Annotated in this window: 12 protein-coding genes; all 12 read right to left on the bottom strand. The window is 39.9% G+C overall.

What is annotated here, in order from left to right:
* Positions 1 to 21: 21 nt before the first annotated feature.
* A complete protein-coding gene (gene fliS, locus A6E03_RS04315; RefSeq protein WP_065600232.1) occupies positions 22 to 432 on the bottom strand; it encodes a flagellar export chaperone FliS in 411 nt (136 codons plus the stop codon).
* 15 nt (positions 433 to 447) lie between these two features.
* The gene (locus A6E03_RS04310; RefSeq protein ID WP_255310579.1) at positions 448 to 735 is read right to left on the bottom strand and encodes a hypothetical protein; all 288 of its coding nucleotides are present in this window, start codon (positions 733 to 735) and stop codon (positions 448 to 450) included.
* A 36-nt stretch (positions 736 to 771) separates the two neighbouring features.
* On the bottom strand, positions 772 to 2,739 hold the full coding sequence (gene fliD, locus A6E03_RS04305; RefSeq protein WP_065600231.1) for a flagellar filament capping protein FliD: 1,968 nt from the start codon (positions 2,737 to 2,739) through the stop codon (positions 772 to 774).
* A gap of 24 nt (positions 2,740 to 2,763) precedes the next feature.
* On the bottom strand, positions 2,764 to 3,183 hold the full coding sequence (locus A6E03_RS04300) for a flagellar protein FlaG (RefSeq protein ID WP_065593814.1): 420 nt from the start codon (positions 3,181 to 3,183) through the stop codon (positions 2,764 to 2,766).
* Positions 3,184 to 3,307: 124 nt separating this feature from the next.
* On the bottom strand, positions 3,308 to 4,444 hold the full coding sequence (locus A6E03_RS04295; RefSeq protein WP_065593815.1) for a flagellin: 1,137 nt from the start codon (positions 4,442 to 4,444) through the stop codon (positions 3,308 to 3,310).
* A 245-nt stretch (positions 4,445 to 4,689) separates the two neighbouring features.
* Entirely contained in the window at positions 4,690 to 5,817 is a 1,128-nt protein-coding gene (locus A6E03_RS04290) for a flagellin (RefSeq protein ID WP_065600230.1), read from the bottom strand.
* A 435-nt stretch (positions 5,818 to 6,252) separates the two neighbouring features.
* Positions 6,253 to 7,386, bottom strand: a complete 1,134-nt coding sequence (locus A6E03_RS04285; protein ID WP_065600229.1) for a flagellin — start codon at positions 7,384 to 7,386, stop codon at positions 6,253 to 6,255.
* A gap of 384 nt (positions 7,387 to 7,770) precedes the next feature.
* Positions 7,771 to 8,904, bottom strand: coding sequence for a flagellin (locus A6E03_RS04280; protein ID WP_065593818.1), 1,134 nt, complete (start codon positions 8,902 to 8,904; stop codon positions 7,771 to 7,773).
* A gap of 337 nt (positions 8,905 to 9,241) precedes the next feature.
* Positions 9,242 to 10,381, bottom strand: a complete 1,140-nt coding sequence (locus A6E03_RS04275) for a flagellin (RefSeq protein WP_065593819.1) — start codon at positions 10,379 to 10,381, stop codon at positions 9,242 to 9,244.
* A 582-nt stretch (positions 10,382 to 10,963) separates the two neighbouring features.
* A complete protein-coding gene (flgL, locus tag A6E03_RS04270) occupies positions 10,964 to 12,157 on the bottom strand; it encodes a flagellar hook-associated protein FlgL (protein ID WP_065593820.1) in 1,194 nt (397 codons plus the stop codon).
* A gap of 16 nt (positions 12,158 to 12,173) precedes the next feature.
* Positions 12,174 to 14,054, bottom strand: a complete 1,881-nt coding sequence (gene flgK, locus A6E03_RS04265; RefSeq protein ID WP_065593821.1) for a flagellar hook-associated protein FlgK — start codon at positions 14,052 to 14,054, stop codon at positions 12,174 to 12,176.
* Between the two features lie 250 nt (positions 14,055 to 14,304).
* Entirely contained in the window at positions 14,305 to 15,309 is a 1,005-nt protein-coding gene (gene flgJ, locus A6E03_RS04255; protein WP_065593823.1) for a flagellar assembly peptidoglycan hydrolase FlgJ, read from the bottom strand.
* Between the last annotated feature and the right edge of the window lie 61 nt (positions 15,310 to 15,370).

Raw genomic sequence — 15,370 nt, 5'->3', positions numbered from 1 at the left:
TTGATTTATAAAATATATTTATTATATGCCAACTTTATCAGCCGTAAGGTTATGAAATTCTACTGGGATCTGGTCCCAAGCGGATTTTATTTCACGTAAAATCTCAACCACATCATCAATTGACTGAGGTTCATTATTTTGATTTGCTTGTGAAATCTGACGGATCATGAAGTCATACAAAGAATCAAGATTACTTGCAATGTCACCACCATCATCCATTGAAAGACAGGTACGTAAACTGATCACGATATCCAATGCTTTACCAAGACGCTCACCTTTTACAGCGATATTACCTTGCTGCATTGCTGCTTTTCCTTGGATTAAGCGCTCAATAGCACCTGCCATTAGCATTTGAATGACCTTATGAGGTGATGCAGCACTTAATTGGCTATCAATCGATACCTTCTTATATGCTTGTAGTGAGCCTCTCATCGTATTTCCTCAGTGTTATTGAAATTTTCTATATAACTGAATCGATTTTTTTCCATGATTCAATTTTTGATAATCTAAAGCAAATTTTTGTCCTAAGTTATTCATCTCTAGGATAATTAACTGAGTTCTTTCAATTGCAGCTTGCCATTCAGTGGAGTGCACTATTTCTGACACTTGCATGCATTGATGCAAGAGTTGTTCCCGATTTAATAAAACAACCGCCAACTGTTCAAAATTAATATCATCTCGTTGATATAATCTTTGTAATTCATGGTCTAATTTTTCTAATTGTTGTAATAACATCAGCGAAAACACCTAATATATGGTTTTACTATTCTTTTAACCTAATGCGTTCATCATGCCAGATAACTGCGCTTTCATCTTTCCTGTAACGTCCTGCATATTGGCAAATTTATTACGAGTACGTTCTTGCATACTCTCCATTCGACGATCTAAATCCATTTGTTGATCATTCAAACGGTAATTTTGATCTCGCATAGTATTCATTCTGGTTCGAATTGGCCCCGTCACTCCAGTCATGCTTTGGATCACATCCTCCACTTTCTTGGCAAACCCTTTTGAGCCACCAAAGAAAGTATGCAGTTGACCAAAGTTTTCATTCAACTGACGGTCAAGCATCGTATCGTTTATTTCTAATGTCCCTTGACGCGTCGTCGATATCCCAAGCTCAATTAATGTTTTAATGTCTTTAGGGGCGGACTCTACTTGCGAAACGAAAACAGATTTTAATCGAGACTCGGCCGAACGAACTACGCTGTCTCCTGCCAATGGGCCACTTTGTCCAGTCGCTGGGTCAAAACCACTTAAGGCTTGCGTGGTTTCATAAAACTGATTATAAGTAGAAACAAACTGCTGAATAGCGGCTTTTACACCCTCTCTATCAAACTGAACGTCTAAATCAATACGCTTGCTGTTTTCTACTGTCGTTCCTTTAAGCGTGATATCAACACCATGCACCGCATCTTGGATTACATTAGTGTCACTACTAATTCTCGCAATACCATCAAGTACGACTTTTGCACTGCTCGCAGTTTGAACTTCTTGAAGACCTGAATACAGTGGTTTCCGTGGGCCTTCAGGCTTAATCGCCTCTACGACTTCTTCTATCGGTTCTAATTTTTCTTTTGCTATTTCTTTTATTGTCGGTGGTAATTGCTCAATTTTCTCTTTTGCTATATCAACCAACTCTTTTTTTGGTGCAGGTTGAGACGGTTCATAAGTAATCCCTGCGGCTTGAAATACCGTATCAGGTGTTTGACCAATTTCTGCCAGCGCCTCTGCCGCGGATTTATCACCTTGTTTTGCCGCTTTCGCTAATTCTATTTTTTCACTTTCATTTGGCAGTGCAGCTTGTAATGTACCGGCTGTACGTTCACTCCAACCAGACATCCCTGAAGTAGGATCGCTTGGGTCTTCAAGTGTTGATAATGCAGCCGTCGCCTCTTGTTGAACTAGAATTTCTTTCGCCGCTTTTTCTTCACGCGCAAGATCTCTATTCGCAACATCGATTAATGGTTTAAAGTAAGCGTATTTTTCATCATCACTCAATTCTGGAACTTGTTCTTGAGTTAACGGTTCACCTACTTGTTGAGCTGCTATTTCTGGATTATTTTGGTATTGAAGAAGGGTTGGAATATCGAATTTAGTCGATACCACGGGATCAAAGTTTGGATTAAAAGCAAGACGATGGAGCTGATCATTATATTCTGCATCAACTTCAATTTTTACTTTGTGGCTTTCACCTGGTTTGTCTGAGGCTAAGATAAGACGAGATCCGCCATCATCTTTTACGATAGAAGCTTGCACACCAGGGTTGGACGGTGCGCCATTAATTTGTCTTAATAAATCGGTAATTTTATTGTTTTTACCAATAACATCGATAGTGAAATTTTTATCACCGAGCGATATATCAAGTTTTCCTGGACCAAATTTAGCATCATCACGAATTGGAGACGATGCTAATTTTTGAGCTTGAGCCAATTGTAAAACGTCGATACTGTATCGGCCAGCTAAGGCATCAGGTGTCGCGGTTGCGCTGACGACTTCATCATCACTGCTTGAGATAGTTCGAGATGCAAACGTATCCTCTTGGCGAAACGTCGACATTAGGTTTTTCATGGTATCTAACGATTCTTGCAGACGGCCGTAACCACTGATATTCATATCTATATCTGAGCGATCACGATCGATGCGCTGCTGCTTTGGTAAGCGCTCGCTTTCAACTATTTTGCTCACCATAGAATTAATATCTAGGCCACCACCCATCCCCATCGGGCTCATACTCATGAAGCGCTTTCCTCAATTAACGTTTTATATCCTCTCAGCTATCAATCCAGATGCACTGGCAGCTAATTCTCTAGCAACGTCCAACATTTTTTCATCAGGGATTTGACGAATAATCTCACCAGAACTAACTTCACGAACGGTAATAACCTGCCGCCCTGATTCGCTGTCTAAATGAAATGATAATCCTCGATCCATGCTTTTCACGTATTCATTCAGCTCTTTTACTGCTTTATGAAGTTCTTCTTTCTTTTTCGTTTCAAGCTTTTGTTCTGCTTCTACTACAATCGCTTGGCTTGGCGTCAATGTTTCAGACGATTCGCTTGCTGCTATTTTATTTATAGTATTCACAGATGATGTCGGTTGCAGATTAGAATAAGCAATTTGCGTGCCGTTATTGGAAGGCGTGGATGCAGGGGTTACTGAAGACACAAATGAGGGGTTCATAACTCTTTCCTCCTAATACGAAAAAAGACAGCAGGAGAGCGGCCCTGCTGTCATATTTCAGTAAGTGGGTTGACGATGAAGCCGCCCACCTACCTATTTAGGTATTATCAATTAATCGCGTGGATTAACGTAATAGACCTAGAGCAGCGTTAGGCGCTTGCTTAGCTTGCGCTAAGATAGAAGAGCTTGCTTGCTGTAGGATTTGTGCTTTCGTCATTTCCGTTGTTTCTTTCGCGAAATCAACGTCTTTGATTTGACTCTTAGCAGAAGAAACATTTTCGTTAATGTTGTCTAAGTTGTTGATTGTGTGACCCATACGGTTTTGAGCAGCACCTAGCTCAGAACGGTGGCTATCAACAAATTTCATTGCTGCATCAACAACTGCGATAGCATCTTGAGAGCCACCAACAGAAGTAACATCGATGTTACCTACTGTTTTTTGAGCTTGAACAGCGTCAGACATACCAGTTTCGTTAGCTAGAGCGCCAGAGAATTCGATTTCGCCTTCAATTGTGCCTTTAGCTGCGAATACTTGCAGTTTGCCATCTTCACCAACAGATGCGCTAACTTTGTCAGTTTGGCCGTTGATGTATGTTGCTACTTCTTCGATATCGTCACCAGCTTTAGCGTTGATAGAAACAGATTGCTCTTCGCCCGCTTTGTCTGTGAAAGAGATAGTCATGTTTGCGTCTTTACCAGCAGTCCAACCCGCAGCAACACCTTCTTTCGCAGTGAAAGATTGGCCACCCATGTTTGACTCGTCAGCACGTAGGTTGTTCAGAGTAAGCATTACTGCTTCACCAGAATCAGCACCAACTTGGAAAGATTTAGTACCGAAGCTACCGTTTAGTAGACGAGTACCACCAAAAGACGTTGTTTCAGCAATACGGTTCATTTCATCAGAAAGCGCCGTTACTTCTTGTTGGATCGCGCCACGGTCAGCATCAGTGTTTGAACCATTTGACGATTGCAGTGCAAGGTCACGTACGCGAGAAAGGATGTTTGACGTCTCTTTCATTGCGCCTTCAGCAGTTTGCATCATAGAGATGCCGTCGTTTGCGTTACGAACCGCTACGTCTAGACCACGTGTTTGCGTGTTTAGACGGTTAGAGATTTGTAGGCCAGCTGCATCATCTTTAGCACTGTTGATTTTGCTACCAGAAGACAGACGTTCCATTGATTGGTTTACGTCAGATGTTGCGCTGTTTAAGTAACGCTGTGCTGTCATTGCTGATACGTTAGTATTTACTGTAATAGACATAAATAGATCTCCTAAGGAAAATTGTACAACAGTGGTTTGGTCTCATCCTCCAAACCAGCCATTGATTCTCACATATATTTAATAAAGCGTATCTCAATGCACTTTGTAGACTCTCACCTCTACAAAATACATACGGGATAGCCTAGGTTAATTTAAAAAAGTAAGTCAGACTCACTTATGACCTGTTGGGAAGGAACTCAGCGTGTCGCATAAATCCCCATACTCACAAGTATTTACGATGCTGATTAGCCCAACAGGCCTAATGCTGCATTTGGTGCCTGCTTAGCTTGAGCTAGAATAGACGAGCTCGCTTGTTGCAGGATTTGAGCTTTCGTCATTGCTGTCGTTTCTTTAGCAAAATCAACATCTTTGATTTGGCTGTTAGACGCATTAACGTTCTCATTAATATTTTCTAAGTTACTGATAGCGTGACCAAAGCGGTTTTGGAAAGCACCAAGGTCTGCACGGTTTGAATCAACGTATTGCATTGCTGAATCAAGAATCGCAACGGCTTTTTGTGAGCCACCTACGGTCGTTACATCGATGCTTTTTACTGTATCGGCAACCTTGTTACCCATACCTAATTCATTGCTTAGTGAACCACCAAATTTAATCTCACTCGCGTCAGCAGATGCAAATATTTGCAGTTTGCCTTCACCGGTAACAGATGCGTTTATCGCATTGCTTTGACCATTGATGTAAGTCGCAACTTCTTCAATATCATCGCCTGCTTTTGCATTGATTGAGATATTTTGCTCTTTGCCTTCTTTATCGACAAAGTTCATTGTTAATTCTGTTTTTTCTGTATTTACTGACCAGCTTGCGTCTTTACCTTCCGTCGCAGAGTAAGTGTGACCACCCATCGCTGTTGTATCTGAGCGCATGTTGTTCAGTGTTAGCATTACCGCTTCACCTGAATCTGCACCGATTTGGAAAGACTTAGTTCCAAACTGACCGTTTAATAGGTTTGTACCACCAAACGATGTTGTTTCTGCAATACGGTTTAATTCGTCATTCAAAGCAACCACTTCTTCTTGAATTGCACCACGGTCAGCTGATGTATTTGAACCGTTAGAAGATTGAAGTGATAAATCACGCATACGTTGAAGGATGTTCGTTGTTTCGTTCATCGCTCCTTCAGCAGTTTGCGCCATTGAGATACCATCGTTTGCATTTCGAACTGCAACATCTAAGCCGCGAGTTTGAGAAGTTAGACGGTTTGAAATTTGTAGGCCAGCCGCATCGTCTTTTGCACTGTTAATCTTAAGACCTGAAGACAAACGCTCCATTGAGCTATTTAGGTCATTAGTTGCATTATTTAAATAACGCTGCGCAGTCATTGCTGATACGTTTGTGTTTACATTGATAGCCATAATTTATTTCTCCGCTTTGGTTCCGAATCACTCCGCTCCTGGATTGGAAACCGTATTAATCATCGTTGATACATAACTTAACGACCTAACTTTGAATTACTTTAGAAAAACTTTTTATTTTTTTAAGCTTTTCTTTTTAAAGAAGATTAAGTATTTAACATCGTTCTGTCTTGTAATTAGGTTATCGCTCAAGATCAAAAACTCTTTAGGAAAAAAGATAAAAAAAATGAAATTAACTTAAATAAGAGATAAAACGTGAAGGACATCTCTATATATAGAAAATTTAAAAGATAATTAGATTAATTATTGTTCAGAATTATTTTTAGCCATTATGAAATGCCATTCTAAAAATAATGATATATAAAAAAAAGCCGAGGAAAACCTCAGCTTTTATATATAGTGTGAGAGCACAATTACCTTAAAAGTTTAATTACATTATTGTAGTAACCCAAGCGCAGCATTAGGTGCTTGCTTAGCTTGAGCTAAGATGGATGAACTTGCTTGTTGAAGAATTTGAGCTTTCGTCATCTCTGTCGTTTCTTTGGCAAAATCGACATCTTTAATACGGCTATTTGACGCTGATACATTTTCATTAATGTTATCTAAATTAGAAATGGCATGATTAAAGCGGTTTTGAAATGCACCTAGATCTGCACGGTTAGAGTCAACAAACTGCATTGCTGCATCAAGTATAGCAACGGCCTTCTGTGAGCCTCCAACTGTGGTTACATCAATATTTTTTACGGTTTCAGCTTGAGCTTTACCCATGTTTAGCTCGTTTGCTAATGAGCCACCAAATGTAACTTCACCTTGTACCTTGTCATTAGAGGTGACGATTTGCAGTTCACCGTTTTCAGACACTGATGCATTAATTGAATCTGTTTGGCCATTAATGTACGTCGCTACCTGTTCAATATCATCACCATTTTTTGCATTAATCGTTAGCTCTTTTTCTTCACCGGCTTTATTTAAAAACGATACAGTAAGTTCCGAATTTTCAGCGTTAACCATCCAATTAGCATCACGTCCAGCTTCTGCTTTATAACTCGTCCCGCCCATTGATGCAGAATCTGAGCGCATGTTATTTAAGCTAAGCATGACGGCTTCACCCGAATCTGCCCCAATTTGAAATGACTTTGTACCAAACTGACCATTTAGAAGGCGAGAACCACCAAATGAGGTTGTTTCTGCAATGCGGTTTAGCTCATCATTTAAAGCGCCAACTTCTTGCTGGATCGCTTCGCGATCCGCTGTTGTGTTTGAACCATTTGATGATTGCAGTGATAAATCACGCATACGTTGAAGGATGTTGGTCGACTCATTCATTGCACCCTCTGCTGTCTGTGCCATTGAAATACCATCATTCGCATTACGTACAGCAACTTCTAATCCACGAGACTGGGACGTTAAACGATTTGAAATTTGCAGACCTGCCGCATCGTCTTTCGCGCTATTAATTTTAAAGCCAGAAGATAAGCGCTCCATTGATTTATTGACGCCATCCGTTGCACTATTCAGGTAACGCTGAGCTGTCATTGCTGATACGTTCGTATTTACTGTAATTGACATTGTTGTATCTCCGTTTAATTTGCCGATGGTTTCCGTGTTCAGAAACTGAGCTTTATTATTTGGTACTAACAATATTGCTATTAGCGCCTGATACTTAATGTAGCGACGGTTAAAAATAAACCTTTATTGATTTATTTATAAAACGACTGATTACTTTATGAACTATGATCATGCTTCAAAGTTTTTACAATCTGACAGAAAAATAGCTCAAGTTTTAAGCGAACCCACCAAGTAAGCGGTATCTTATTGATATAAAATAACCTTTGAGTCTTTCGTCAACAAAAGCAAATTCTCTCTCCTTATAACGCCGCTTATTTTTTCTAGGCGAAAAAAAACCAGCTCAACGCTGGTTTAATAAAAAGAGAACATACATTCACTCTCTCATTAGCCTAGTAATTTTAATGCAATGTCTGGTGATTGCTTTGCTTGAGCTAATATTGTTGAGCTCACTTGTTGTAATATTTGAGCCTTCATCATTTCGACCGTTTCTTTAGCAAAATCAGTATCTTCAATTCGACTGTTCGATGTAGAGATGTTCTCATTAATATTATTTAAATTATTAATTGCATGACCAAAACGATTTTGAAAAGCCCCTAAAGTGGCACGTTCTTTATCAACAAATCCTAATGCGGCATCTAACGTAGCAATCGCTTTTTGAGAACCACCCACACTGGTTAAATCTAAATCATTGACGGTATCAAATACCGCACCACCAATCGCAAGTTCCGCTGATAACGAGCCACCAAAGGTCACCGCACTTGAAACTAAATCACCGGCAGTAAATAACTGCAACTGGCCTTTTTCATCCACTGACGCTTGAACCGTGTCATTCTGTCCATTGATATAAGTTGCTAACTCTTCAATATCATCACCCGCTTTCGCTTCTATCGTGATCTCTTGAGCTTTACCATTTTCATCAGCAAATGACATGGTTAAGGTTTGGCCGCCTTCTGGGACAGTCCAACCTTTATTTAGCTGATTTTGAGAGGTGTAATGAAAACCGCCCATCGCTAAGGTATCAGAACGCATACTGCCTAACGTGAGTTGTACCGCCTCACCTGCATTGGCACCAATCTGGAAAGTTGATGTCCCAAATTGACCATTCAATAAACGACGTCCACCAAAAGAGGTTGTTTCAGCAATACGATTTAATTCATCATTTAGCGCATCGGCTTCTTCTTGGATCGCTTGTCTATCTTGTGAAGCATTTGAACCATTTGATGATTGCAACGCTAAATCACGCATACGCTGAAGGATATTGGTGCTTTCATTCATCGCACCTTCCGCCGTTTGAGCAATAGAAATACCATCATTGGCATTACGCACAGCAACATTTAACCCGCTCATTTGAGCTTGTAGTCGATTAGAAATTTGCAATCCTGCCGCATCATCTTTGGCACTATTAATGCGCTTACCAGAAGAAAGACGTTCCATCGATTGATTTAACTGTTCTGTTGCTTGATTCAAATATCGCTGTGCCGTCATGGCAGACACATTGGTGTTTACTGTCACTGTCATAATGACCTCTTAATTAAAATAGCGGTTCACTGATATAGCAAAATAGACTCTTATAAGACTTTATCGGCGCTGAAAAAATAAACTTAAGAGGAAAATAGAAAGAAAGGAACTAAAAATAAAGGAACTAGAAAAAGATAAGAAAACACGAAAGGGAGAAATAGAAAAGGGTAGCCCCATTAAAGGGGCATAAAGCTAGGTTGGTTTTTTATGAGGAGATCTGTGAGAAGAACACAAAAAACCAGTTACCTAAAACTTGCACAACAATCAAATGAACAAGAGGTTGATGAGAGATGAGAGCACCTCTTGTTCACTCAGATGACTGTTGCTAGTTACTCTATTACTGCAGTAAAGTTAGTGCAGCGTTTGGTAACTGTTTCGCTTGAGCAAGAATAGACGTACTAGACTGCTGAAGGATTTGTGCTTTTGTCATGTTTGTTGTTTCTTTGGCAAAATCAGTATCTTTGATTCGGCTATTAGAAGCAGACACATTCTCTTGAATGTTAGACAAGTTATTGATGCTGTGACCTAAACGGTTTTGTTTTGCACCTAAATCCGCACGTTCACGGTCGATATAAGCTAATGCTGAATCGATAACACCGATAGACACTTGCGCATCACCTACTGATGTTACGTCTAGTTTATCAACCGTTGCTTTAGTACCAACACCGCCAGTTAAACCTAACTCAGAAGCAAGGTTACCAGACACGGTTAACTCACCTTGAATAGAGGGTTCAGCAGCAAACAGCTGAAGTTTACCGTCATCACCAACAGACGCAGATATCTTGTCTGATTGACCGTTGATGTAGGTCGCTAGCTCTTCAATATCATCGCCAGTTTTTGCACTGATATCGATAGAAACGGCTTCACCTTTTTTAGTAGTGAACTCTAATTTCAAGTCATTTTTACCAGTTTCAACACCCCAATCAGCGCCTTTACCGTTTTCAGAAACAAAACGTTGACCACCCATACGGCTATCATCAGCACGTACAGACGTTAATTCGATAAGAATGGCTTCACCCGCGTTTGCGCCGATTTGGAATGCAGATTCACCGAACGTACCGTTAAGTAGACGACGACCACCAAAAGAGGTTGTTTCTGCAATACGGTTTAGTTCATCAGAAAGCGCATGCACTTCTTCTTGAATTGAAGAGCGATCTTGATCTGTGTTTGAACCGTTTGCCGCTTGCAATGATAAATCACGCATACGTTGAAGGATATTGGTCGATTCGCCCATAGCACCTTCAGCCGTTTGAGCGATAGAGATACCATCGTTCGCATTACGCATAGCAACGTCAAGACCACGAGTCTGCGCTGTTAAGCGATTAGAAATTTGTAGACCAGCAGCGTCATCTTTTGCGCTGTTGATTTTAGTACCTGAAGACAAACGCTCCATTGAGTTATTTAGATCGTTTGTTGCGTTATTTAGGTAACGCTGCGCAGTCATCGCAGATACGTTAGTATTTACATTTACAGCCATCGTTGCTCTCCTTTAGCTTCGTTTTCACGAAATCTACTTTCTGCTCTATTCAGAAATATTTAAAATTCATAGTTAAATATCAGCCACAATTGGCCAATGTTTTTCAATGTCATGTAATTTACCTATCAAATCTCATGCCAAGACAAGACGGATACATAAATTAATGACTGACATACAAAGAACAAAGGGATGAACCCCACTTGCCCCTGCCATGCCACTATTCACCATTGGCAAACTGTGAGCGTCTCAGTCATAGTTATATAATTAGCATAAGGTGTGCCAACTTTAATAAAAATAGCCATTAAATAAAAAAAACAACTAAAGCATATAATATCAATAAGTTAAATATGGGCATTACCCTTATTCCTCATCGATATTTTTTATATCATTTATTTTATTGCCGCTTTAAAAGCTAATTTGCCGCCCTTGCCTCTCTGTTTTTTCTTTTTATCTCTCTGACTTTATTCAAGCAAAAAACAAAAAAACGGCAATGAACTTCCCCTATGAATATTGATAATTCATAGGGCTAACATATAAAAAAAGCCTAACTTCACAGCTAGGCTTTTTATCAAACTTATTTATTTACACGTAATTAAATAAAGTAATGTCTTTTACTTTACCAAAGGCTTGCTGAGAAGCCTGAAGAGCTCGTGTATTCTCGCTAAATTCAATCACGGCTTGAGCATAATCCAAGTCTTCGATAGAGCTTAACGATTTAGATATCGTTAAATCAAAATCTTGGTGCTGCATTTCTTGTTGATCAAGTGTATTTTGCCTTGTTCCCACTTCAGCCTGTGCTTGGCTTAAGTGAATAAATGCCGCATGAAACTCATCCGTCACTTGATGTAACTCTGCCGTACTTGATGCATCAGACACATCATTTAATGCCAGTTCTTGTGCTTTTTTGAAAGAATCAAAAACGCTAATCGTTTTCTTTGGTTCAAGAGTAATCGTATCGCCTGCTTTTAGCTGGCCACGGATCTGTATATCTACCCCTTCATACTTAATCCCATCAGCAGGATCAAACTGAGCGGTTTTCACTGCACTGCCATCTTTAGATAATTGGTAATTATATTTACCATCAGCACCTGCATTAAAACTGATTTCATACGTTGCAGGATCGGTATAATTTGTATTTGTCGCTTTAGACAGCAGTAATTCAGACCCTTCTTTCAATGAATATTGTGGGTCGTAATCACCAAATGGGTTTTTAATTTCTGTAAATAATTTACTGCCCGAGTCATTAACAGCCACTTCTATTGAACCTGACACTTTCAAACTACGCTGATATTCATCACCAGCATAAGCAACGGTTCCATCATTCGAACGGAAAAATGGTTGTGTTTTTGATTTGGTACCAGAGAATAAATAATTCCCTGATTCATCTAACATATTGGTTAGGTTTAAAAAGTTATCAGCTATACCTTTAATGTCTTGCGCATGAGCATAACGGTCTTCTGGTGCAAGAGAACCGTTAATCATTTCCATAACACTGCGTTTTGCATCATCAGCAAATTGCTCTGCATTAGCTATCGCAACTTCATGACGCTCTAAACGGTTACGCGCTAAAATAATGGTATCGCTGTATTGGCGTAATTCTTCTTTCTTTTGCGTTAGGTTTTGGGCGTATAATGCAGCTACGGGGTCGTCACCTGCGGTTAATAGCTTTTTACCTGATGCTAATTGAGCACTATTTTGATGTACTTTCGCTTCTTGACGAGAAATATCATTCTGTACAGATTGGTAATTATGAAAGCTTGAAATACGAGTTAACATATCTAATGCCTCTTAGTTACGATAATTGCAAAATAGTATTAAACGTCTCATCTGCCGCTTTCATGATCCGAGAAGAGGCCATGTACGCTTGTTGAAACTTCATCATATTTGCCGCTTCTTCATCTAAGTTTACGCCAGCAACCGAAGCTACACGACTTTGCGCGGCTTCATTTTCAACACGAGAAACTTCAGATAAGCGAGATGCCGTTGCTTTTTTAAGGCCAACTTCTGTATTCATGTTTTGGTATAAATCGATCACCGTTGAACGACCTTCATCCATCACTTTACGCGTTTGAAGACCTTGCATTAACAGTAAGTTACCGTTATCACCTTCTGATGGAACGAGGTTTGCTGCAAATTTATCATTTGCGGCTGCGCCACCAGACAATTCAAATGTTGTTCCACCAACGGTTACCGGACCTTTTGGCGGATACGTTTGTGGTTCAAGTAACATCTTTCCTTTCATATCCAATACTGCAAATTGATTTGCGGCAGGAGAAATGACTACTTGAAACTCTTTTAAATCACCCGATTGTAATACTTTAAATTTGGCATTACCTGTTGCAAATGTTGCTGAGCTTGCATAGCTTTGTGCGGCTATTTTTTCTGCTTCATTCATTTCAAGCTTCATGTTACCAGCCGCAGTACGCGTTGGGCGAAGTAACACACGCTCACCTGCAGTGAGTGGTTCACGAATTTCCACTCGCATACCGTCTAAGAAAAAAGTCGATGGGTTACCGGTTGGGTCTAAGCGCTGTACGTCGCCAGTAGGTCGGGTCACGGTATATTGGCTTCCGTCATACTTCAGAGCATAATCACCGGCTTTTAATTGACTAATATCATCAATAAATACACCGACTTCAGCAGATGAATCACCTTCAACAATTGCACGGCTAAAAGCGGCTTGTTCTGAGTTCACATCAGAGAAAATATTTGCACCAATTTGACCTCGCAAATCAATAGCTTGGCTTTGTAGGCGATTAACTTCACTGCTAAAACCAACAGCAACTCGGCCTAATTCATCCATCATTGTTGGGATTGTGCTATCACGCAATTCAAATAGCGACGATAATTTACCGCCAATACTGTCATGCTGAATCGCTTTCATCCCCTTACCTTCAATCATCGCTAGTCGACGCTGTAATGGGTCAGGAGTCCCTGCTATCATTTTCAATTCACTTGCATGAGTACCAGACACTAACATGTGTCCACCACCAATTAAGACATTGAATGAATTCTCGTTATCACGCTTAGTAATGGTCACTTTTGTGTATTGAGACAGTTCTTTAATTAACTTTTCATGACGATCCATTAGGTCATTGTGCGGACCTGGGGTCTTGACCATCATTTGGTTAATTTCTTTTAACTCGAGAGCGATACCATTCATACGCTCTACCGTTAGATCCATCTTTTTATTTACGTCTGAGTTTTGTTGACGTACGTTTTCATAAAAGTCATTTAAGCTTTGTGAAACAAGACGTGATTTTTCTAGGACTACTTTACGCGCACCGATTTCGTTAGGGCTATCAGCAAGGGTTTTTACGGCATCAAACCAATCATTGATGTTTTCTGGAATACGTTTAGCGCCAATAGACGACATCATATTCGTTAGAACATCAAGATTTGCTTCTGTATCCATAGAGTAGTTTAAATTGGTTGTCGATAAATTCAGTTCATTTATTGCGAACTGATCAAACGAACGTCGCACAGCGGCAACGTGCACGCCTGCGCCGAGGTTTCCACCTGACATCCAATGAGGCATATTGGTTTCTTGAACAACCGATTGACGACTAAAGCCTTCAGTATTAACGTTGTTAATATTGTGACTGGTCGTATTCAGTTGACGCTGCGCCGTAAGCACACCTTGTGTACCCAGATGTAGCATATCAAGTCCCATGTAGCCTCCAAAACTCTATAAAAGATGCGATAAATATTTCCTAACGAATCTAATATAGCAATCAATGTGCCAACTTTTATTTTATTTAATATCAATAAAATAGAAGATAAAACAATCATTACGACGCCTTATTGCCTCTTCCTAGTCTATTTTATTGCCTTTCTTTGCCTCTTTCCTTTATTTAAGCGGCAAGAACAAAAAAATCCTGCAGCTTATTATAAGAGGCAGGATTTTTATAAGGTAATTAACGTTATTTAGTGAGACTTTCTACCGTTTTCATTACACTCATTACTTTATCTGAATAATTTGGGTCTGTTGCATAACCCGCACTGTGAATGCCTTTAATAAAGCTTTCAGAGCTTTGAGTCTGCTGCAGTGCACGTTCATAACGTGGGTTTTGATTTAAGAAACGAACAAAATCACTGAAACTTTCTTCATAATTATCGTATGAACGGAAGGCGGCATTCTCTGTCACTGCGATATTATCGTGATACTCCAAGGTGTTTTTAGCGATCTTATCACCCTGCCAGCTTCTATCCGCTTTAATGTTGAATAAGTTATGACTTGAGTCCACCGAATTTTGAATCACTTTCTTACCCCAGCCAGTTTCTAATGCGGCTTGAGCAATAAGAACATTTGAATCAACACCTAACGCTTTTGCGGCTTTTTCTGCATACGGTTTCATGGTCTCAACAAACTGTTGAGGAGAATCAAATTTCTGTGGTTGTTGCACAGGTCTTGCTGCCAATGCTTTTTCTAACTGTGTAATGGCTGGTGATTCCACTTGCGATGCTTGTTTCGCTTCAGATCCCTTGGGATATGAATAATCAACCGGTAAACGTAACGTTTCATCTGTTGCCGCTTTGCGCATTGCCATGCGTGCATCTTGCTCTAAATTCTTGCCGTTATGTACTGGAGGCTCTTGATTCAGTGATGCACCAAGTTGAGCCACGATCATATCGGCTAAACCCAGCGATCCTTTTTTCGATAATTCAGTCGACATTTGATCATCTCGCATTTGTTCAAAAAACTGCTGATTATCACTGCTCATCATATCTGATTTAAATGAACTATTCGCATTACGCATTGATTTAAAAAGCATTTGTGTAAAGATGGATTCAAATTGCTCAGCCGCAGCACGCAGCGCTTTGTCTTGGCTTTCTTGATCGCCATTAACCGCACTTTTACGTAATTTATCTAGGCCACCCACATCATGGATAAAACCTACGTCTGTCATATTTACTGAATTATTCATCTTTACGCTTACTCTTTTTAATCAGGGTAATAAATCGACTCTCTCTACATTACTAACAGAG

It is taken from the genome of Aliivibrio sp. 1S128 (assembly GCF_001691065.1).
Taxonomy (GTDB): domain Bacteria; phylum Pseudomonadota; class Gammaproteobacteria; order Enterobacterales; family Vibrionaceae; genus Aliivibrio.
Note: the sequence above shows the minus strand (reverse complement) of the source record. Positions and strands in the feature narration are given on the sequence as shown.